The organism is Arthrobacter halodurans (genome assembly GCF_041877255.1).
In the GTDB taxonomy this organism is placed as follows: domain Bacteria; phylum Actinomycetota; class Actinomycetes; order Actinomycetales; family Micrococcaceae; genus Arthrobacter_N; species Arthrobacter_N halodurans.
In genome coordinates this window covers 1-20559 of sequence record NZ_JBHDLJ010000004.1, presented here as the reverse complement: position 1 = coordinate 20559, position 20559 = coordinate 1, and the positions used below count along the sequence as shown (strand labels likewise).

Genomic DNA, 20559 nt, shown 5'->3' with positions numbered 1-20559 from the left:
TTCAGGAGGGCCGCTTTTCGGCGCGTCTGCGTGTCTTGCTGAGACTCGACCTTGGTTAGGACTCGACCGAGAACCGCATGATCAGGCCGAGGGCGATGATCACGGTGCCCCAGACGAGGCCCAGCACGACGGTGATCCGGTTGAGGTTCCGCTCGGCAACGCCCGAGGAGCCCAGGCTGGTGGTCACGCCGCCGCCGAACATGTCGGACATGCCGCCGCCCCGCCCCTTGTGCAGGAGGATCAACAGGGTCAGCAGGAGGCTGGTGATGCCCAGAACCACCTGGAGGACAATCTTCAGTGCGTCCACTTCGGCCTTTCGGTCAACGACGGCGCGAGGGCCGGTTAGTCGGTCACCAGATGGTGCTCGAACCTGACAATGCTAGCAAACTCCGCGGGGTCCAGGCTGGCGCCACCCACGAGCAGGCCGTCGACGTCGCGCCCGGCCAGGATCGACGCCGCGTTGGCCGCCTTGACGGACCCCCCGTAGAGCAGACGGACGGAGGCCGCGGTCCCGGCGTCGTACAGGGTGGCGAGCTCGGCGCGGATCGCCGCGCACATCTCCTGCGCGTCCTCCGGGCCGGCCACCTCACCGGTGCCGATCGCCCAGACGGGCTCGTAGGCGACCACCAGGTCGGCCACCTGCCCGGCCGGCAACGACTCCAGGTCGGCGCGCAGCTGCTCCAGCGTGTGCTCCACGTGTCGGCCCGCCGTGCGGACCTCCAGGCCCTCGCCGACGCACAGCACCGGAACCAGGGAGTGGCGGTAGGCCGCCTCCACCTTGGTGCGCAGCAACTCGTCGGTTTCGCCGTGGATCGTCCGGCGCTCGCTGTGCCCCACCAGTACGTACTTGCAGCCGAGCTTCGCGAGGAACTGGCCGGAGATGTCGCCGGTGTACGCTCCCGAGTCGTGCGGCGAGAGGTCCTGTCCGCCGTACACGACCGGCAGGTCGTCGCCCGCGACCAGAGTCTGCACGCCGCGCAGGTCGGTGAACGGCGGGAACACCGCGACCTCCACCCGCGTGAAGTCGTGCTTGGCGTCCTCGAGCGTCCACGCCAGCTTCTGCAGCAGCGTGATGCCCTGGACGTGGTCCATGTTCATCTTCCAGTTCCCCGCGATGAGCGGGGTCCGGTCGAAGGTGCCGTTGGTCGACGTCGTCATGGGTGCTACTTCCCTTCCAGTGCGGTCAGGCCGGGCAGTTCCTTGCCCTCGAGGTACTCGAGGCTGGCGCCCCCGCCCGTGGAGATGTGGCCGAAATCGTCGTCGCGGAATCCAAGCGTCCGCACGGCCGCGGCGGAGTCGCCGCCGCCGACGACGCTGAACGCCTCCGACTCCGCCAGCGCGCCGGCCACGGCGCGCGTTCCGCCCGCGAACGCGTCGATCTCGAACACGCCCATCGGCCCGTTCCAGAACACGGTGTTGGCCGATCGGATGTAGCTGGCGAAGGCCTCGGCCGACGCCGGGCCGATGTCCAGGCCCAGCCCCGTGGAGCCGAAACGGCCGCCCTCGAGGTTGTCGGCCGCGAGCACCTCGTGCTCGGCGTCCGCGCCGAATTTCGAGGCCACCACGATGTCGGTCGGCAGGATGATGTCGCAGCCGATCTCCTTGGCCCGCGACAGGTAGCCGCGGACGGTCTCCAACTGGTCCTCCTCCAGCAGGCTGCCGCCGACTGCGTGGCCCTGGGCCTTGAGGAAGGTGAAGGCCATGCCTCCGCCGATCAGGAGCTGGTCGGCCCGGCCGAGCAGCTTGTCGATGACGGTGAGCTTGTCGGAGACCTTCGAACCTCCCAGCACGACGACGTAGGGCCGCTTGGGCGCCTCGGTGAGCGTCCTGAGCACCTCGACCTCGGTGCGCACCAGGTCGCCCTGGTAGGCGGGCAGCAGGGCGGCGATCTCCACGACGGAGGCGTGCCGGCGGTGGACCGCGCCGAAGGCGTCGTCCACGTAGGCGCCGGCGTCGCCCGTGAGGGCCTTCAGCTCGGCGGCGAAGGCGGCGCGCTCGGCGTCGTCCTTGCTGGTCTCGCGGGCGTCGAAGCGGACGTTCTCCAGGACAAGCACCTCGCCGTCCTTCAGCCCGGCCGAGAGCGTCCTAGCGCTCTCCCCCACCACGTCCTCCGCGGCCGCGACCGGGAAGTCGGCGAGCTCGCGGAGCCGGTCCGCGGCCGGTGAGATCGAGTACTTCGGGTCGGGTGCGCCCTTGGGGCGCCCGAGGTGGGCCATCACGATGACGCGTGCGCCGGCGTCCGCCAGCTTCGAGAGGACCGGGATGGACGCGCGGACGCGGCCGTCGTCGGTGACGGTGGAACCGTCGAGCGGCACGTTCAGGTCGCTTCGGACCAGAACGTGCCGCCCGCGGACACCATCGGCGAGCAGTTCGTCGAGAGTGCGAGAAGTCATGGGCCTAGGCTATCCGAACCGACGGACTAACCGAGCTTCCCGCCGACATACTCGGTCAGGTCCACGAGGCGGGAGCTGTAGCCCCACTCGTTGTCGTACCAGGCGAGCACCTTCACCGTGCTGCCGATGACCTTGGTCAGTGGCGCGTCGAAGATCGCCGAGGACGGGTCCGTGACGATGTCGGTCGAGACCAGGGGATCCTCGTTGTACTTCAGGAAGCCCTTCAACGGTCCCGCCTCGGCGGCCTGCTTGAACGCGGCGTTGATCTCCTCGACCGTGGTCTCGCGCGCCAGGGTGACGGTCAGGTCGGTGGCCGAGCCGGTCGGGACGGGCACACGCATCGCGTAGCCGTCCAGCTTGCCCTTGAGCTCCGGCAGGACCAGGCCGATGGCCTTCGCGGCGCCCGTGGACGTCGGCACCATGTTCAGGGCGGCGGCGCGGGCGCGGCGCTGGTCCTTGTGCGGCGCGTCCTGGAGGTTCTGGTCGGCCGTGTACGCGTGGATGGTCGTCATCAGTCCGTCCACGATGCCGAACTGGTCGTTGAGGACCTTCGCCACCGGGCCGAGGCAGTTCGTGGTGCACGAAGCGTTGGAGATGATGTCGTGGTTCGCGGGGTCGTACTTCTCGTGGTTCACGCCCATGACGACGGTGATGTCCTCGTCGCTGGCGGGCGCGGAGATGATGACCTTCTTGGCCCCGGCCTCCAGGTGCTTCCGCGCGTCCGCGCCCTTGGTGAAGAAGCCGGTGGACTCGATGACGACGTCGACGCCGAGGTCGCCCCAGCCCAGCTGCGCCGGGTCGCGCTCGGAGAGGACCCGGATGCGGTGCGGGCCGACGACGAGGTGGTCCGCCTCGACGGAGACCGGGTGCTCCAGGCGGCCGAGCACGGAGTCGTACTTGACGAGCATCGCCAGGTCCTCGATGGAACCGAGGTCGTTCACGGCCACGATCTCCAGGTCCGCCGACTGTGCGAGCGCTGCCCGCAGGTAGTTGCGTCCGATGCGTCCGAGACCGTTGATGCCAACACGGGTAGTCACGTGGTTTCTCCTCTTGCCGGAATGTAGGCCACCGCGCGGTGGTCCCGGGAAGGGAGTTGCGCGGAGTGCCAGGGTGAATTGTGGACACTCCGTTGTGTCGCCGGCCTTCAGGCCGGCCGGATCCGCGGGCTCCCGACCCGGGGATAGCCGGATGCGGGGCCCGCGGGATCCGTTGTCTTACATCCTACGTCATGTGACGCAGTTCTGTGAGCTACGTTACTTGCCGGGGACGACCAGCGAGGCGGCGCCGGCGCGGGCGGCCTCGAAGCGCTTGGAGACGTCGGCCCAGTTGACGATGTTCCAGAACGCCTTGACGTAGTCGGCCTTCACGTTGACGTAGTCCAGGTAGAAGGCGTGCTCCCACATGTCCAGCATCAGCAGCGGGGTGGTCGCCACGGGGACGTTGCCCTGCTGGTCGTAGAGCTGCTCGATGACCATGTTGCCGCCGATGCCCTCGAAGGCCAGGACGGCCCAGCCGGAGCCCTGCAGGCTCATCGCGGCCGCCGTGAAGTGGCCACGGAACGCGTCGAAGGAGCCGAAGTGCTCGTCGATGGCCGCGGCCAGCTCGCCCTCGGGCTTGTCCCCGCCCTCGGGCGAGAGGTTCTGCCAGAAGATCGAGTGGTTGGTGTGGCCGCCCAGGTGGAAGGCGAGGTCCTTCGACAGCTTCGGGACGTTCCCGAACTCGCCCTTCGCACGGGCCTCGGCCAGCTGCTCGAGCGCGGTGTTCGCTCCGGCGACGTAGGTGGCGTGGTGCTTGCTGTGGTGCAGTTCCATGATGCGAGCGGAAATGTTCGGCTCCAGAGCTGCGTAGTCGTACGGCAGCTCCGGGAGGGTGTACTGCGACATGTTCTCCTCCAATTCTCTGTGCGCCCCGGCAAGGGGCGCCTACTGGTCATGCATCTCATGCATCCCGCGCCTCGCGGCGTCGGAAATCTCGTCGGGACGGCGGCCGCGCGGAGGCGCTAGCCGTCCAACATATCTGCGGTAACACTGTCCTCGGTGCCGGGTATTCCCAACTCGATCGCCCGTTTGTCCGCCATCGCCAGCAGGCGCCGGATCCGGCCGGCGATCGCGTCCTTCGTCATCGGCGGGTCGGCGAGGCGTCCGAGCTCGTCCAGGCTGGCCTGCTTGTGGGCGACCCGGAGGGCGCCCGCGTACTGCAGATGGTCCGGGACGTCGTCGCCCAGGATCTCCAGCGCGCGCTCCACGCGCGCGCCCGCGGCGACGGCGGCCTGCGCCGAGCGGCGGAGGTTCGCGTCGTCGAAGTTGGCCAGGCGGTTCGCCGTGGCGCGCACCTCCTTGCGCATGCGCCGCTCCTCCCAGACCATCAGGGCGTCGTGGGCGCCCATCCGGGTCAGGAGCGCGGCGATGCTGTCGCCGTCGCGGATCACGACGCGGTCCACCCCGCGCACCTCGCGGGCCTTGGCGACGAGGCCGAGCCGCCGGGCGGCGCCGACCAGGGCCAGGGCGGCCTCGGGGCCCGGGCAGGTGACCTCCATGGCCGAGGACCGGCCGGGCTCCGTGAGGGAGCCGTGGGCGAGGAACGCTCCCCGCCACACGGCCTCGGCGTCGGCCGTGGAGCCGTTGACGATGACCGACGGGAGGCCGCGGACGGGCCGGCCGCGGCCGTCCAGGAGGCCGGTCTGCCGGGCCAGGGACTCGCCGTCGCGCACCACGCGCACCACGTAGCGGTTCCCGCGGCGCAGGCCGCCGCTGGATACGACGATGATTTCGGAGGTGTGGCCGTAGACCTCCGCGATGGCCTGCCGGAGCCGGCGGGCGGTGGAGGCGAGGTCCACCTCCGCCTCGATCACGATGCGGCCGGAGATGATGTGGAGCCCGCCGGCGAAGCGCAGGGTAGCCGAGACCTCCGCCTTGCGCTCGGAGGACTTCTTGACGTCCAGCCGGGACAGCTCGTCCTTGACCGAGGCTGTCAATGCCATGTCTTGTGTTCCTCACTGCTGGGATCGTTGGGATCGAAGGACGAGAAAACGTCCTGGTAGGCGGTCGCCAGCCGCAGGGGCGCGTGTACCGCGCGGCCCGCCCCGACGCCTACTTTACCGAAAAAGCACCGGGCACCCAGCCGGGCCGCCGCATCGCGGAAACGCTGGACGTCGTCGATCGACGACGGATCCGCGAGAACCGCGTCCAACCGGAGGTCCGGGGCGTACCGCGCGATGACATCGAGATGGTCGGCGGCATCCATGCCGAACGTCTCCTTCGTCTCCGTCGCGAGGTTCATCGTCAGCAGGCGGCGGGCGGTGGTGGCCTCGATCGCCTCGCGCATCTCCGGCAGCAGCAGGTGGGGCAGCACCGAGGTGTACCAGGATCCCGGCCCGAGGATCACCCAGTCCGCGAGCTCGATGGCCTCCAGGGCCTCGCGGCAGGCGGGCGCGTCCGCCGGGCTGAGCTCCACGCCGTTCACGATGCCGCGGTGGCCGGCGACGGCAAGCTCCGCCTGCCCCACGACCCTCCGCCGCATCAGGGTGTCGTTGTCGCCCTGGGTGAGGACCTCGCCGGAGATGGTCAGAGGGACCGTGCTCATGGGCAGGACCTGCCCCCGGGCCCCGAGCAGCGCGCCCGCCCACCGGAGACCGGCCACCGGGTCGCCGAGCAGTTCCCACAGCGTCACGATCAGCAGGTTCCCCAGGGCGTGGTTGTCCAGCGCCCCCTCCGAGTCCTTCTTGGAGGTGAAGCGGTGCTGCATGACGTCGCGCCAGGTGCGGCCCCAGTCGGTGTCGTCGCAGAGGGCCGCCAGGGCCATCCGGAGGTCGCCCGGCGGCAGCACGTCCAGTTCGCGGCGCAGCCGCCCCGAGGAGCCGCCGTCGTCCGCGACCGTGACGATGGCCGTGATCTCGGTGGTCAGGCGGCGCAACGCCGCGAGCGAGGCCGAGAGGCCGTGCCCGCCGCCGAGCGCGGCGACGCGCACGGTCCCGTCGCGCTCTCCACCCGATGGCTTCGGCGGGACCAGGGGCATCTGGCCCGTCATGAACGACATGTCCGGCTACTCCCTACCCAGGTCGCGGTGGTTCACGGTGACCGTCACGCCCGGAAGCTGCCGCAGCCGGCGGGCGATCTCCTCGCTGACGGCCACGGAGCGGTGCTTGCCGCCGGTGCAGCCGATCGCGATGGTGGCGTAGTGCTTGTTCTCGCGCCGGTATCCGTCGAGCACGGGCTCGAGCGCGAGGATGTAGCGGTCGATGAAGTCGGCGGCGCCCTGGGCCGCCAGCACGTAGTCGCTGACGACGGTTTCCAGACCCGTGTGCGGACGCAGCTCCGGCACCCAGTGCGGGTTAGGGATGAAGCGGACGTCGGCGACGTAGTTGGCGTCGGTGGGCAGGCCGTACTTGAAGCCGAAGCTCATGACGTTCAGGCGCAGGACCACCGGACCGGATTCCGAGAACAGCTCGGTGATGGCCGTGGCCAGGGCGTGGACGTTCATCGGCGTCGTGTCGAGGACGATCTCCGCGGCGTCCTTCAGCTCGCGCAGCACCTCGCGCTCGGCTGCGATGCCGTCGAGGATGCGCCCGGTTCCCTGCAGGGGGTGCGGGCGGCGGCCCTGCTCGAAACGGCGCACCAGGAGGTCGTCGCTCGCGTCCAGGAACAGGACGCGGTAGTGGATGCCGGCGGAGCGCAGCGCGGCCAGGTTGTCGCGCAGGGCGGGGAACAGGGACTTGCTGCGCACGTCCATCACCACGGCCAGCTTGGGGATGGACCCCGGCACACGCGCCACCAGTTCGGTCAGCGTCCCGAGAAGTTGGGGCGGCAGGTTCTCCACGACGTACCAACCGTGGTCCTCGAGCGCGTGCGCGGCGGTGGTCCGGCCCGCCCCCGACATTCCGGTGACGATGACCAGTTCGGATTCGGCGGGCTTAACGGGTTCCAACTCAGTCATGGGTCCCAGTCTAGGCGGCGAGGGACCCGCGCCGAGCGCAGCGAGGCGTGGGAGCCGGCTGGACGCTAGGCGGCGAGGGACCCGCGCCGAGCGCAGCGAGGCGTGGGAGCCGGCTGGACGCTAGGCGGCGAGGGACCCGCGCGTCAGTCCAGCAACTCGCCGGTCGCCGTGTTCACGGCCGGCTCCGCGCCGTCGTCGCCCGCCTCCCCGGACGGACCGGGGGCCAACGCGGCGACCAGCTGGCGGGCCATCGCCGGGCCGATTCCCGAGACGGCGAGGAAGTCCTCCTCGGCGGCCGCACGCATGCGCTTGAGCGAACCGAAGTGCTTCAGCACGGCTTGCCGCTTCGCGGGGCCGAGTCCCGGCACGTCGTCGAGGATGGACACGGTCATCGACGACGATCGCTTCTGCCGGTGGAAGGAGATGGCGAACCGGTGGGCCTCGTCGCGGATGCGCTGCAGCAGGTACAGGCCGTGGGAGGCGCGCGGAAGCACCACCGGGAACTCGTCGTCGGGCAGCCACAGCTCCTCGAGGCGCTTCGCGAGGCCGACGACGTAGATGTCGTCGATGCCGAGGTCCTCGAGGGCCTTGACCGCGGCGGCGACCTGCGGCGGGCCGCCGTCGACCACCACGAGGGACGGCGGGTAGGCGAACTTCCGCGGAGCGGCCTTGGCCGACTCGTCCGAGATGTCGACCTGGCCGCTGATGGCGGGGGCGACCTGCGTCTGGTCCTCGAGGTAGCGCCGGAAGCGCCGGCTGATGACGTCGTACATCGCCGAGGTGTCGTCGCGGGCGGCGTCGCCCGTCACGGCGAACTTCCGGTAGTCGGACTTCTTTGGCAGGCCGTCCTCGACCACGACCATGGACGCGACGACGTTGGTGCCCTGCACGTGGGAGATGTCGTAACACTCGATGCGCAGCAGCGGCACGGGGAGCCCCAGCGCCTCCTGGAGTTCCTGCAACGCGGAACTGCGTGTACTGATGTCGCCCGCCCGGCGGGACTTGTGCAGCCGCAGGGCCTGTTCGGCGTTGTCCTTGACCGTGCCCATGAGGGCTGCCTTCTCACCCCGTCGGGGCACGCGGAGGCTGACAGCCGCCCCGCGCAGCCCGCGCAGCCATGCGGCGACCTGCTCCGCGTTCTCCGGCTCGACCGGCACCAGGACCTCGCGGGGAAGGCGGTCCGAATCGGCGTTCTCGCCGTAGACCTGCTGGAGCATGTGCTCGACGAACTCGCCGGGCGTCGTGTCCTCGACCTTGTCCACGACCCAGCCGCGCTGACCACGGATGCGGCCGTTGCGGACGTGGAAGACCTGGACGGCGGCCTCCAGATCGTCCTCGGCAACCGCGAAGATGTCCGCCTCCGTGTCCTCGGCCAGCACGACGGCGTTGCGCTCGAACACCCGGCGCAGCGCCGCGATGTCGTCGCGCAGTCGCGCCGCCTTCTCGTACTCGAGCTCGGCGACGGCCTCCGCCATCTCCCGCTCGAGTTGGCGGATGAAGCGCGTGCCCTCCCCACCCATGAACTGGCAGAGCTCGTCCGCCAGCTTGCGGTGGTCCTCGGGACTGATGCGCCCCACGCAGGGCGCGGAGCACTTGTCGATGTAGCCCAGGAGACAGGGGCGGCCGGACTGCTGGGCGCGGCGCAGGACGCCGGCGCTGCAGGTCCGGACGGGGAAGACGCGAAGCAACGTGTCCAGTGTTTCGCGGATGGCCCTGGCCGGGTAGAAGGGGCCGAAGTACTTCACGTCCTTGCGCCGGTCCCCCCGCATGACCTGGGCACGCGGGAACTTCTCCCCCAGCGTGACCGCGAGGTAGGGGTAGGACTTGTCGTCGCGGAAGACGATGTTGAAGCGCGGCGCGAACTCCTTGATCCACGTGTACTCGAGCTGCAGGGCCTCGAGCTCGCTGCCGACCACGGTCCACTCCACGCTCGCCGCCGTGTGCACCATCGCGTGGGTCTTGGCCAGCAACGCTGCCGGGTTGGCGAAGTAGGAGTTCAGCCGCGCCCGGAGGTTCTTGGCCTTGCCCACGTAGATGACGCGGCCGTGCTGGTCGCGGAAGCGGTAGACGCCTGGTCCGGTGGGGATCTCGCCGGCGCGCGGCCGGTAGCTGCTGGGGTCGGCCATGGCGCTACTCCGCGACGGGTGCCTGGTTGTACGCGTCGCACCGCTCCTGGCCGCTGAGTTCGGCGATCGCGTCGACGATCCGGTCGGTGGCCAGACGGCGCGCCGGCAGGGGGTGCTTGGGTCCGACGTGGTCGAACCGCAGGGGCTCGCCCACCGTCAGCGTGAAGTGGCGCGGCGTGACCGTCTTCTTCCCGGCCGGCTGCAGCCGCTCCGTGCCCACGAGGCCCACGGGGACCACCGGCGCGCCCGTGGTCAGGGCGAGCCAGCCGACGCCGGTGCGCCCGCGGTACAGGCGGCCGTCCCGGGACCGCGTCCCCTCCGGGTAGATGCCGACCGCGGCGCCGGACTCGAGGATCTCCACCAGGGCGTCGAGCGCCGCGACCGATGCCGCCTGCTCGCCGCGTTCCACCGGGATGGAGCCCACGGACTCGAAGAACGCCTTCATGGCGCGCCCCTTGAGGCCCGGGGTGGTGAAGTACTCGGCCTTGGCGAAGAAGGCCACGGGCCGGGGCATCAGGGCTTGGATGATGATGCTGTCCAGGAACGAGAGGTGGTTCGAGGCCACGATGAACGGACCCTCCGTGGGCACGTGGTGCAGCCCCACGACCGTGGGACGGCAGGTGGCGTTGATGGTGCCGCGGAAGCCCGCGCGAACTCCGTCGTAGAGGCCCATCTAGACCGCCCGTCCCGCGGCCCCGAGCAACAGCTCCCGCAGCCCGTCGGCCGAGTCCACGACGGCGTGGGCGCCGGCGGTCTCCAGCTCGCCCTCCGCGGCGTAGCCCCAGGCGACGCCGATGCACGCCATGCCGTGCGCGCCGGCCCCGTCGACGTCGTAGTGGCGGTCCCCCACCATCACGGCGTCCCGCGCTTCCGCGCCCACGGCTGCCAGGGCGGCCCCGACGATGTGCGCCTTGCCGGGTCCGGAGTGGACGGTGTGGTGCTCGTCGTTCGGCGAGCCGTGGACGGCGTCGAACAGCCCGAGCAGCCCCTGCATCTCCAGTAGCCGGACGGCGATGTCCTGCGGTTTGGAGGTGGCCACGGCCAGGGCTAGGCCGGAGTCGCGCAGCTCCGCGAGCAGATCGGCGATCCCCGGGTAGACGCGGCTCGCGGCCATGCCGCTGGCCGCGTACTCGGCGCGGTAGTCCGCGATCACCGACGGCAGGAGTTCCTCGTCCATCCCGGGCAACCCCAACAGCCCGATGGCCAGGGGCGGGCCGACGAGCGCCTCGAGCCGCTCGTCCCCGGGGTGCGGCACGCCGTGGCGCAGCAACGCGGCGAGGATGCCTTCGGTGATGGCCCCCGCGGGGTCGACAAGGGTTCCGTCGAGGTCGAACAACACGGCGCGGGCTGGATTTGTCACCGGGACATTGTCGCACGAAGCCCGCGGGATCCACGGACTCCATGCCGCCGCCGGCGTCCGTGGCCGACGTTCGTCGTCGCGCACGACCTACGTGAGGATCTCGGCGAGGAACCCCCCGGTGTGGCTCGCCGCGGCCTTCGCGACCTGCTCGGGGGTCCCCTCGGCGATGACCCGGCCGCCGCCGGATCCGCCTTCGGGGCCCAGGTCGATCAGCCAGTCGGCGCTCTTGATCACGTCGAGGTTGTGTTCGATCGTGATGACCGTGTTGCCCTTCTCCACGAGGCCCTGGAGGACCAGCAGGAGCTTGCGGATGTCCTCGAAGTGCAGTCCCGTGGTCGGCTCGTCGAGGACGTAGATGCTCCGCCCGTTGGAACGCTTCTGCAGTTCGGAGGCCAGCTTGACGCGCTGCGCCTCGCCGCCCGAAAGCGTGGTCGCCGGCTGCCCGAGCCGGACGTAGCCCAGCCCGACGTCGACAAGGGTGTTCAGGTGGCGCGCGATCGGCGAGAATGCGGCGAAGAACTCCGCGCCCTCCTCGATGGACATGTCCAGCACATCGGCGATGGTCTTGCCCTTGTAGTGCACCTCGAGGGTCTCGCGGTTGTAGCGCGCGCCGTGGCAGACCTCGCAGGGGACGTAGACGTCGGGGAGGAAGTTCATCTCGATCTTGAGCGTCCCGTCGCCGGAGCACGACTCGCAGCGTCCGCCCTTGACGTTGAAGGAGAAGCGGCCGGGCAGGTACCCGCGCACCTTCGCCTCGTTGGTCTCCGCGAAGAGCTTGCGCACGTGGTCGAAGACGCCGGTGTACGTGGCCGGGTTGGACCGCGGGGTGCGCCCGATCGGACTCTGGTCCACGTGAATCACCTTGTCGAGGTGCTCCAGTCCCTCGATCCGGGTGTGGCGCCCCGCCACCTGCTTGGCGCCGTTGAGCTTGTTGGCCAGCACCTTGTAGAGGATGTCGTTGACGAGGGTCGACTTGCCGGAGCCGCTCACGCCGGTCACGGCGGTCATCACGCCGAGCGGGAACTTCACACTGACGTTCTGCAGGTTGTTCTCGCGGGCGCCGACGACGGACACCTGGCGCTTCTTGTCGACCTTGCGGCGCTTCGCGGGGACCTCGATGCTCTTGCGCCCGGACAGGTAGTCGCCGGTCAGGGACTCGGTGTTGGCGAGCAGGTCCTCCAGGGATCCCGAGTGCACGACGGAACCGCCGTGCTCGCCGGCGCCGGGTCCGATGTCGACGATCCAGTCCGCCTGGTGGATGGTGTCCTCGTCGTGCTCGACGACGATCAGGGTGTTGCCCAGGTCCCGCAGGCGGTTCAGCGTCTCGATGAGCCGCCGGTTGTCGCGCTGGTGCAGGCCGATCGACGGCTCATCCAGCACGTAGAGGACGCCGACGAGTCCGGAGCCGATCTGCGTCGCCAGCCGGATGCGCTGGGCCTCGCCGCCCGAGAGCGTGCCCGCGGCGCGCTCCAGGTTGAGGTACTCGAGGCCGACGTCGAGCAGGAACCGCAGCCGCGCCTGGATCTCGATGAGGACCTGGTGGGCGATCTGCGCCTCGCGCCCCGTGAGGGTGAGTTCGTTGAGGAAGGCGGCGCACTCGCGCATCGGCAGGGCGGCCACGGCCGAGATGGACATGCCGTTGATGAGGACGGAGAGGGAGGCGGGATTCAGGCGCGCGCCGTTGCACTCGGGGCACGGGATCTCGCGCATGTACTCCTCGTAGCGGTCCCGGGCGTTGTCGGACTCGGTCTCTTGGTGCTTGCGGTGGATGTACTGCACCACGCCCTCGAAGCCGGTGCTGTACTTGCGCTCGCGGCCGAACCGGTTCTTGTACTGCACCACGACCTTGTGGTCCTTGCCGTGCAGCACGGACTGCCGGGCGGCCGCGGGAAGCTTGCCCCACGGCGTGGTCATGGAGAACTTCATCTCCTTGGCCAGGCCGGAGAGCAGGCGGTTCCAATACTCCGTCGTCGCCGTGCCCAGCGACCACGGGGCGATCGCGCCCTGCGAGAGCGACTTCTCCGGGTCGGGGATGATGAGCTCCTCGTCGACCTCGAGGCGCGTCCCGATGCCCGTGCAGGCCGGGCAGGCGCCGAAGGGGTTGTTGAAGGAGAACGAGCGCGGCTCGATCTCGTCGATCGCCAGTGGGTGCTCGTTCGGGCAGGCGAGGTTCTCCGAGAAGGCCCGGAGGCGCCCGTCGTCGTCCTCGTCCAGGTCAACGAAGTCCGCCAGTACGCGTCCGTCGGCGAGCCCGAGGGCCGTTTCGATCGAATCGGTGAGGCGCTGGCGGATTCCGTCCTTGATGACGAGGCGGTCGACGACCACCTCGATGGTGTGCTTGAACTGCTTGCCCAGCTTCGGGGGCTCGGTCAGCTGGATGGTCTCGCCGTCGACGCGGGCGCGCGAGTAGCCCTTCGCCGCGAGCTCCTTGAAGAGGTCGACGAATTCGCCCTTGCGGGCGCGGACCACCGGCGCGAGGATCTGGAAGCGCGTGCCCTCCTCCAGCTCGAGCAGCTGGTCGACGATCTGCTGGGGGGTCTGGCGCTTGACGGGCTCGCCGCAGACGGGGCAGTACGGCGTGCCGACGCGGGCCCAGAGGAGGCGCATGTAGTCGTAGATCTCGGTGATGGTGCCGACCGTGGAGCGCGGGTTCTTGCTCGTGGACTTCTGGTCGATCGAGACGGCGGGCGAAAGCCCCTCGATGAAATCGACGTCCGGCTTGTCGACCTGGCCGAGGAACTGGCGCGCGTACGCCGACAGCGATTCGACGTAGCGACGCTGCCCCTCTGCGAAGATCGTGTCGAACGCGAGCGAGGACTTGCCGGAGCCGGAGAGGCCCGTGAACACGATCATGGCGTCCCGCGGCAGGTCGAGGTCGACGTTGCGGAGGTTGTGCTCGCGTGCGCCCTTGACGATCAACCGGGACTGGTCGTGCCGACGCTCGGTGCCGGACGGGGACAGGATCTCACCTTGGGAAATAGCCACGGACAAATCGTAGTCGAAAACGTCTTCGAATTCTCGTTCGAATGATGCGCTCCCCCGGTCGCTGCGGTGCGCCACCGGGAGGCCGTGGACGCGCGTGGCCACGTCATGGACCCGTTTCGGGGCCCGCGGCGGGGGGTGCGCGCGGTGCCTGTCGGCCGGGCCGCCGGACGCGTGTTCGCCGACCGCGCAACGCTACGGTGTGCTCGGCTACCGCGCGGCGTCGTGGTGTGCGTTCCGCCCGCGCTCAGCGCCGGCGGAACGCGGCCCGGACGTAGTCGAGCGCCTGCTCCTCCTGGATGCCCCAGCGCACCGACTCGTCGGCGAAGGCCGCCGCCGCCGCGCCGAGATGGCGGGCCGCGTCGTCCCCCGACGCCTCGACCACGGTCCCGTTGCGTCCCCGCGTGGACACCGCCCCGGCCTGCTCGAGCTCCCGGTAGGCCCGGGCCACGGTGTTCGCCGCAACCCCCAGGCGACCGGCGAGCGCGCGGACCGGTGTGAGCCGGGTGCCGGCGACGAGCCGGCCCGAGGCGATGGCGTCAAGGATCTGGAGGCGGATCTGCTCGTAGGGGTTGGCCGGGTCGTCGGCGCGGATCTCGATGAAGCCGAGCACGTCCTCGTCCATGCTTCCTCCTCCGCGCGGGCCCCGGCGTGCCCGGGGAATGCTGCAACACTACCCGGCGCGCTTCCCCGGCGGTACGGCGGTTGCCTAGGCTGGCGACATGACCAACGACACCACTTTGCTCCACGACCTGGCCCGCCTGACGATCCGCAGGACCAGCGTCTCGGACATGGAGAACAACGTCTACCTGCTGACGTCGAAGGAGACCGGCGCCCAGGTGCTCATCGACGCGGCGGACGACGCCCCCGCCATCCGGTCCATGCTCGCCGCGTCCGCCGGGGACTCCGCACGGCCGGTGCGGCTCGCCCTCATCGCCACGACCCACCAGCACTGGGACCACATCCGCGCACTCCGGGAGGTGGCGGAGGAGACGGGGGCTCCGCTGGCCGCCGGGTCGGAGGACGCCGACGCGGTCGAGGCCGGGGCGGGCGTCAGGGTCGACGTCCGGCTGGACCACGGGAACGTGGGCAACTTCGACGGATTCGATCTCACGGCGGTTCACCTGCGGGGCCACACGCCGGGCTCACTGGCCTACGTCTACCGGGATCCGGAGGGCCCCACCCACATCTTCAGCGGCGACAGCCTGTTCCCCGGCGGGGTCGGCAACACGTGGAAGGATCCCCAGCGGTTCTCCTCCCTGCTCCGCGACGTCAGCGAACGGCTCTTCGGGGTGTACGCGGACGACACCTTGGTGCACCCCGGACACGGCGGGGGCACCACCCTCGGCGCGGAGCGCCCCCGCCTCGGGGAGTGGGAGGCGCGGGGCTGGTAGCCGTCGCCGCCGGAGGAAGGCGCGGGGCTGGTAGCCGTCGCCGCCGGAGGGGTGCGCGGGCCGGACCGACCTAGCCCGCCTTCCACCCCACGCAGAAGATCCGGCGGAACGGGTACACCGTGAGCGGCGATCCGTTGCGATCGGCGAACGCCGGATAGGCCACCCGGAGGAGCCTGCCGTACTCCCGCTCGAAGGACTCGGCCTCCGCCGGATCCAGCGCCGAGAGCACGGGCCTGAGTCCGGTGCCGCGCACCCAGTCGAGCACCGGGTCCGCGCCCGCGAGGACCTGCTGGTAGGTGGTCTCCCGCGCGTCGGCCTCGAAGCCGGCGTCCAGCAACAGCTTGAGGTAGGCAGCTGGCTCGGCCACCGCGTCGTCGTGCCGCAGGATGCCCGCGAGCCGTCCGGCCCACCGCGGCGATTCGGCGAGCCGCCGCATCAGTGCGTGGGAGGGGGACCCGAAGTTCCCGGGGACTTGGGCCGCGAACCACGCCCCGGGGCGGAGGGCCTCGAGCCAGCGGGCGACCAGTTCCAGGTGACCCGGGATCCACTGCAGCATGGCATTGGTGACCAGCACGTCGACGTCGGGTCCCGGTTCCCAGTCCCCCGCGTCCGCCACGGCGAAGGAGAGCCGCGGCCGGTGCCCGGGTGCTCCCGGGCCGTACCGCGCGGGGGCGTCCCGGATCATCTCGGCGGACGCGTCCAGGCCGGCCACCTCGGCCGCGGGCCAACGTTCGGCAAGCGCGGCCGTGAGCCGGCCCGGCCCGCACCCGAGATCGACCACCCGACGGGGAGCCCCTGCAGCGACCCGGGAGGTCAGGTCGAAGAACGGGCGGTCTCGATGGTCGGAGAATTCGGCGTACTTGGCGGGATCCCAGCGCATGTCCCCACCCTAGGGCGTCGGCCCATCGCGGCCGGGTTTCCCGCCGACCGGCGCCGCCGCGCGGCGGCTAGGCTGGGGGAACCATGAAACTGACCGAACTGCTGCCCGACGCGCCGCCGCGCGGGGCCACCGCCGAGTCCACCTACGCCTCCTTCATCCAGTGGGTGGAGGACCGCGGGATCGGCCTGTATCCCGCGCAGGACGAGGCCGTGATGGAGATCGTCGAGGGGAACAACGTCATCCTCGCGACGCCGACGGGATCCGGCAAGTCCCTTGTGGCCGTCGCGGCGCACTTCCACGCCCTGGCCCGGGGCGAGCGCAGCTACTACACCGCCCCCATCAAGGCGCTCGTCTCGGAGAAGTTCTTCGCGCTGTGCGAGATCTTCGGCGCCGAGAACGTCGGCATGGTCACGGGCGACTCCTCGGTGAACCCGGACGCCCCCATCATCTGCTGCACGGCCGAGATCCTCGCCAACATCGCGCTCCGGCAGGGGGCGACCGCCGACCTGGGGCCGGTGGTGATGGACGAGTTCCACTTCTACTCCGACCCGCAGCGCGGCTGGGCGTGGCAGGTCCCCCTCCTGGAGTTGCCGCAGGCGCAGTTCCTCCTGATGTCCGCCACGCTGGGAGACGTCACGCGCTTCGAGGACGAGTTGACGCTGCGCACCGGGCGCCACACGGCCACGGTCGCGCACGCCGAGCGGCCCATCCCCCTGCACTACTACTACTCGCAGGATCCGGTGCAGGAAGCCATGGAGGAGCTGCTGTCCACGAAGCAGACCCCCGTCTACGTGGTGCACTTCAGCCAGCTCGAGGCGATCGATCGGGCGCAAAGCCTGATGAGCATCAACGTCTGCACCCGCGAGGAGAAGGACCGGATCGCCGAACTCATCGCCGGGTTCCGCTTCTCGGCGGGCTTCGGCAAGACCCTGAACCGGCTCGTGCGACACGGGATCGGCGTCCACCACGCCGGAATGCTGCCCAAGTACCGACGGCTGGTGGAACAGCTCGCCCAGGCGGGGCTCCTGAAGGTCATCTGCGGCACCGACACGCTGGGCGTGGGCATCAATGTGCCGATCCGCACGGTGATGCTCACCGCGCTCAGCAAGTACGACGGCGTCCGCACCCGCCCGCTCAACGCGCGGGAATTCCACCAGATCGCGGGGCGGGCAGGCCGGGCCGGCTTCGACACCTCGGGCACCGTCGTCGTGCAGGCACCCGAGTTCACGATCGAGAACAAGAAGGCCATGGACAAGGCGCTCGCCAAGTTCGGCGACGACCAGAAGAAGCTGCGCCAGGTGGTCAAGAAGAAGCCCCCGCAGGGTTTCGTCTCCTGGAGCGACAAGACGTTCGACAAGATGGTGGCCAGCGTGCCCGACCCGCTGAGTTCGAGCTTCGCGGTCACCCACTCCATGCTCCTGAACCTGTTGGAGCGGCCCGGCGACAGCTTCGCGGCGGCGCGGCGCCTGCTCACGGAGAACCACGAGCCCCCGGCCCGCCAGCGGGCCCTGCAACGGCGCGCGCTCGGCATCCTGCGCGAATTGCTCGCGACCGGCGTGGTGGAGCGGCTGGACACACCCGACCAGCACGGCAACAGGCTGCAGCTCACGATCCACCTGCAGCAGAACTTTGCCCTGAACCAGCCGCTCTCGCCGTTCGCGATGGCCAGCCTGGAACTGCTGGACCGCGAGTCCGCGACGTACGCGCTCGACGTCGTGTCGGTGATCGAGGCCACCCTGGAGAAGCCGCGGCAGGTGCTGTCGGGGCAGGAGAAGAAGGCGCGCGGCGAGGCTGTGGCCGCGATGAAGGCCGAGGGCATGGAGTACGACGCCCGCATGGCCGCGCTGGAGGAGGTCACCTACCCGCAACCCCTCGCGGAGCTGCTCGGCGAGGCGTTCGAGACGTACCGCCGCGGGGCGCCGTGGCTCGGAGACTTCGAGCTGGCTCCGAAGTCCGTGGTTCGCGACATGTACGAGCGGGCCATGTCGTTCGCGGAATACGTCCAGTTCTATTCGTTGGCGCGCAGCGAGGGAATCCTGCTGCGGTACCTCACGGACGCCTATAAGGCCCTGCGCCAGACGGTGCCGCGGGATCTTCTGCGCGAGGACCTCCAGGATCTGATCGTGTGGCTGGGCGAGCTGGTGCGGCAGATCGACTCCAGCCTGCTGGACGAATGGGAAAAGCTCGCCAACGGCGAGGCACCCGAGAACACGTCGGAAGACATCCTGCCGCCGCAGCCGGACCGCCTGACCTCCAACGAGCGGGCGTTCCGTGTCATGGTGCGCAACGAGATGTTCCGCCGCGTCCGCCTCTTCGCCGACGAGCAGGACCAGACGCTGGGAGAGCTCGACGGGCACAGCGGATTCGGACCCGACGCGTGGGCCGACGCCATGGACGGGTACTTCGGCGAACACGACGACATTGACGACGGCCCCGAGGCGCGGGGCCCGCAGCTGCTGATCATCACCCCCGGCAAGGACCGCTGGACCGTGCGGCAAATCTTCAAGGATCCCGCCGGCCACAACGACTGGGGCATCGATGCGTTCGTCGACCTCGCCGCCTCCGACGAGGCCGGTTCCGCCGTCGTCACGGTGACCAACGTCGGACGCCTCGGCTAGTTAGGCGCCGCGGGCCCGCGCGTCCACCGGGTACGCGTGCGAGTCCGGAAACGTGGCCGCCCGCGGCGTTGCGGGCTGACGGTGCGAACGGGGCGCAGCGGACCCGGGCGCTCACTCCGAGCGGGCGGACGCCGCGTGGTCAGCCGTCCTCGGCCGCGTCGGCGTCCCGGGCCCCCGGCGATGTCCTGGACCCGGCGTCGTCCGTTGCGGGGAAAGCGGGGCCGTACGCCGTCCCGGACGACGGGGCGTAGGCGAAGTACGCCCCGGACTCCGTGGGAGGGTCGCCGAGGAATCCGAAACTCACGACCTCCTCGTCCCCGTCGCTCCCGTCCTCGAGCCCGGCCGTGCCGTCCCCGCCCAGTAGTGCGCGGGTGAGCACGGCGCCATCGGCCATGAGTTCGGCGACCGCGGCCGAGAGGTGCTCGTCGGCCGGTTCCGCACCCGCAGTGACCGCGGCCAGGACCGCGCGCCGAACCAGCTCCTTGGCCAGCGACGCCGTGGTCCCCTCGGTCTCCGCCGCCGCCCGATCGAGGGCACCACCGCCGAATCCGATGCCGGAGGCATACAACCGCAGCAGCTCGCGACGCTGCGCCTGGTCCGGGCGGGGAATCTCCACGGCGAGATCCACCCGGCCGGGCCGCTGTGCGAGCGCCCGTTCAAGCATGTCGACGCGGTTGGTGGTCAAGACGAAGGCGACGTCGGCGTCGGCGTCCAATCCGTCCATGGCGTCAAGGAGCTCGAACAGCAGAGGCTGCGGCCCATGTCCAAAGCTCCGGTCTTCGGCCACCAGGTCGCAGTCCTCAAGCACCACAAGTGCCGGCTGCAGCGCCCGGGCCATGCGCGCGGCCTCCGAGACGAGGGCCAGCGAACCGCCCGACAGCAGGATCGACGTCGTGCCCTCGGATTTGCTGAGCAGGTACCGGACGGTGTGGGTTTTGCCCGTGCCGGGAGGACCGTAGAGCAGAACCCCCCGCTTCAGGTGTTGGCCTCGTCGAAGCAGCTCGTCGCGGTGCGTTCCGAGACCGACCACGTGACCTTCGACCCGCTCCAGAAGCCCTTGGGGCAGCACGACGTCGGCGGCGGAGAGCCGCGGGCGTCGATGGAACGTCACGCCGGCACTCGTTGCCTCGTACTCGTTGGCCGTGAAGGACACAACCTGCCCACGGAAAATGCTCTCGGACTGCAGGCGTGCGCGAAACCAACCGGTGAAGGAGTCGACGACGCGGGGGTCCCTGCCAACGATCTCCAGTGTCCCTCCGGGACGCCCGAACTGCGGCGCCGCGCCGCGCAGGAGCACAGCCAGCGGGCTCTCGTCCCACTGAACGAGGAAAAGGCCAAAGACGACGACGCGCCGCTGTTCGCATGGGCCGACGGCGACCGAGACGTAGTCCGCCTCGACGATGGGAACGGACTGGAACCGGCGCCCCTGAAGCATGTCGGTCAGGGACATGTGGTGGCGAACCTCACCAGCGAGGCCGGCCACCCGGGCTCCCTTCTCCGCGCCCAGTGCCTCGAGGAGGATCGACGCGTCGGTCAGGCGATGCCCGCCGAATTCCTCAGTTACCACCGGGAGGCTGGACACCTCCCCGCCCAGATGGGTCTCCACGGCGTCCCATAGCTGCTCACCATGGTGTTGCGCCACACCAGCGTTCTGTGCCGCCTCTGCGACGGCCGCGAAATTGCGCAAGAAAGCTTCCACGTCATCCCCCATATCGCGACAGTAGCAGCGGCCCGCGTGGCTGGCCAAGGTCATGCTTGGAGGGCCCGCTTCCTAACCGATGTCGGGGTGGAAGTAGGTGTTGCGCAGCGGCCTGCGCGCGGGGTCCACGTGCGCGGGCGGGATCCAGTGCGGAACCCCGGCGACCATCCGGATT

17 protein-coding genes are annotated in these 20559 nt (G+C 70.1%); 2 read left to right on the top strand and 15 right to left on the bottom strand.

What is annotated here, in order from left to right:
• Positions 1 to 55: 55 nt before the first annotated feature.
• The 13 genes from secG to ACETWP_RS06100 form a co-directional block, all read right to left on the bottom strand.
• Complete coding sequence (secG, locus tag ACETWP_RS06160; protein ID WP_373971341.1) at positions 56 to 307, bottom strand: preprotein translocase subunit SecG; 252 nt, start codon at positions 305 to 307, stop codon at positions 56 to 58.
• A gap of 35 nt (positions 308 to 342) precedes the next feature.
• On the bottom strand, positions 343 to 1158 hold the full coding sequence (tpiA, locus tag ACETWP_RS06155; protein ID WP_373971340.1) for a triose-phosphate isomerase: 816 nt from the start codon (positions 1156 to 1158) through the stop codon (positions 343 to 345).
• A gap of 5 nt (positions 1159 to 1163) precedes the next feature.
• Positions 1164 to 2393 (bottom strand): phosphoglycerate kinase, encoded by a 1230-nt coding sequence (locus ACETWP_RS06150; RefSeq protein ID WP_373971339.1) that lies wholly within the window; start codon positions 2391 to 2393, stop codon positions 1164 to 1166.
• Positions 2394 to 2419: 26 nt separating this feature from the next.
• On the bottom strand, positions 2420 to 3430 hold the full coding sequence (gene gap, locus ACETWP_RS06145; protein WP_373971338.1) for a type I glyceraldehyde-3-phosphate dehydrogenase: 1011 nt from the start codon (positions 3428 to 3430) through the stop codon (positions 2420 to 2422).
• A 216-nt stretch (positions 3431 to 3646) separates the two neighbouring features.
• Positions 3647 to 4276 carry a superoxide dismutase gene (locus tag ACETWP_RS06140; protein ID WP_373971337.1) on the bottom strand — a complete coding sequence of 210 codons (630 nt, stop codon included), beginning with the start codon at positions 4274 to 4276 and terminating at the stop codon, positions 3647 to 3649.
• 116 nt (positions 4277 to 4392) lie between these two features.
• Positions 4393 to 5373, bottom strand: a complete 981-nt coding sequence (whiA, locus tag ACETWP_RS06135) for a DNA-binding protein WhiA (RefSeq protein WP_373971336.1) — start codon at positions 5371 to 5373, stop codon at positions 4393 to 4395.
• Entirely contained in the window at positions 5364 to 6428 is a 1065-nt protein-coding gene (locus ACETWP_RS06130) for a gluconeogenesis factor YvcK family protein (RefSeq protein ID WP_373971335.1), read from the bottom strand. Before ACETWP_RS06130 ends, whiA begins: the two co-directional genes overlap by 10 nt.
• A 6-nt stretch (positions 6429 to 6434) precedes the next feature.
• Complete coding sequence (rapZ, locus tag ACETWP_RS06125; protein WP_373971334.1) at positions 6435 to 7325, bottom strand: RNase adapter RapZ; 891 nt, start codon at positions 7323 to 7325, stop codon at positions 6435 to 6437.
• A 143-nt stretch (positions 7326 to 7468) separates the two neighbouring features.
• Complete coding sequence (uvrC, locus tag ACETWP_RS06120; RefSeq protein ID WP_373971333.1) at positions 7469 to 9451, bottom strand: excinuclease ABC subunit UvrC; 1983 nt, start codon at positions 9449 to 9451, stop codon at positions 7469 to 7471.
• A gap of 4 nt (positions 9452 to 9455) precedes the next feature.
• Entirely contained in the window at positions 9456 to 10124 is a 669-nt protein-coding gene (locus ACETWP_RS06115) for a lysophospholipid acyltransferase family protein (protein WP_373971332.1), read from the bottom strand.
• Positions 10125 to 10811, bottom strand: coding sequence for an HAD hydrolase-like protein (locus ACETWP_RS06110; RefSeq protein WP_373971331.1), 687 nt, complete (start codon positions 10809 to 10811; stop codon positions 10125 to 10127).
• Positions 10812 to 10898: 87 nt separating this feature from the next.
• Entirely contained in the window at positions 10899 to 13790 is a 2892-nt protein-coding gene (uvrA, locus tag ACETWP_RS06105) for an excinuclease ABC subunit UvrA (RefSeq protein ID WP_373971622.1), read from the bottom strand.
• 250 nt (positions 13791 to 14040) lie between these two features.
• Positions 14041 to 14418 carry a GntR family transcriptional regulator gene (locus tag ACETWP_RS06100; RefSeq protein WP_373971330.1) on the bottom strand — a complete coding sequence of 126 codons (378 nt, stop codon included), beginning with the start codon at positions 14416 to 14418 and terminating at the stop codon, positions 14041 to 14043.
• A gap of 97 nt (positions 14419 to 14515) precedes the next feature.
• Here ACETWP_RS06100 and ACETWP_RS06095 point away from each other — a divergent pair, with 97 nt between their 5' ends.
• Complete coding sequence (locus ACETWP_RS06095) at positions 14516 to 15187, top strand: MBL fold metallo-hydrolase (protein WP_373971329.1); 672 nt, start codon at positions 14516 to 14518, stop codon at positions 15185 to 15187.
• 70 nt (positions 15188 to 15257) lie between these two features.
• Here the strand turns inward: ACETWP_RS06095 and ACETWP_RS06090 are convergent, their stop codons facing one another.
• A complete protein-coding gene (locus ACETWP_RS06090; protein WP_373971328.1) occupies positions 15258 to 16067 on the bottom strand; it encodes a trans-aconitate 2-methyltransferase in 810 nt (269 codons plus the stop codon).
• 83 nt (positions 16068 to 16150) lie between these two features.
• Here ACETWP_RS06090 and ACETWP_RS06085 point away from each other — a divergent pair, with 83 nt between their 5' ends.
• A complete protein-coding gene (locus ACETWP_RS06085; RefSeq protein ID WP_373971327.1) occupies positions 16151 to 18685 on the top strand; it encodes a DEAD/DEAH box helicase in 2535 nt (844 codons plus the stop codon).
• A gap of 139 nt (positions 18686 to 18824) precedes the next feature.
• Here the strand turns inward: ACETWP_RS06085 and ACETWP_RS06080 are convergent, their stop codons facing one another.
• On the bottom strand, positions 18825 to 20291 hold the full coding sequence (locus tag ACETWP_RS06080) for an AAA family ATPase (protein ID WP_373971326.1): 1467 nt from the start codon (positions 20289 to 20291) through the stop codon (positions 18825 to 18827).
• Positions 20292 to 20559 lie beyond the last annotated feature (268 nt).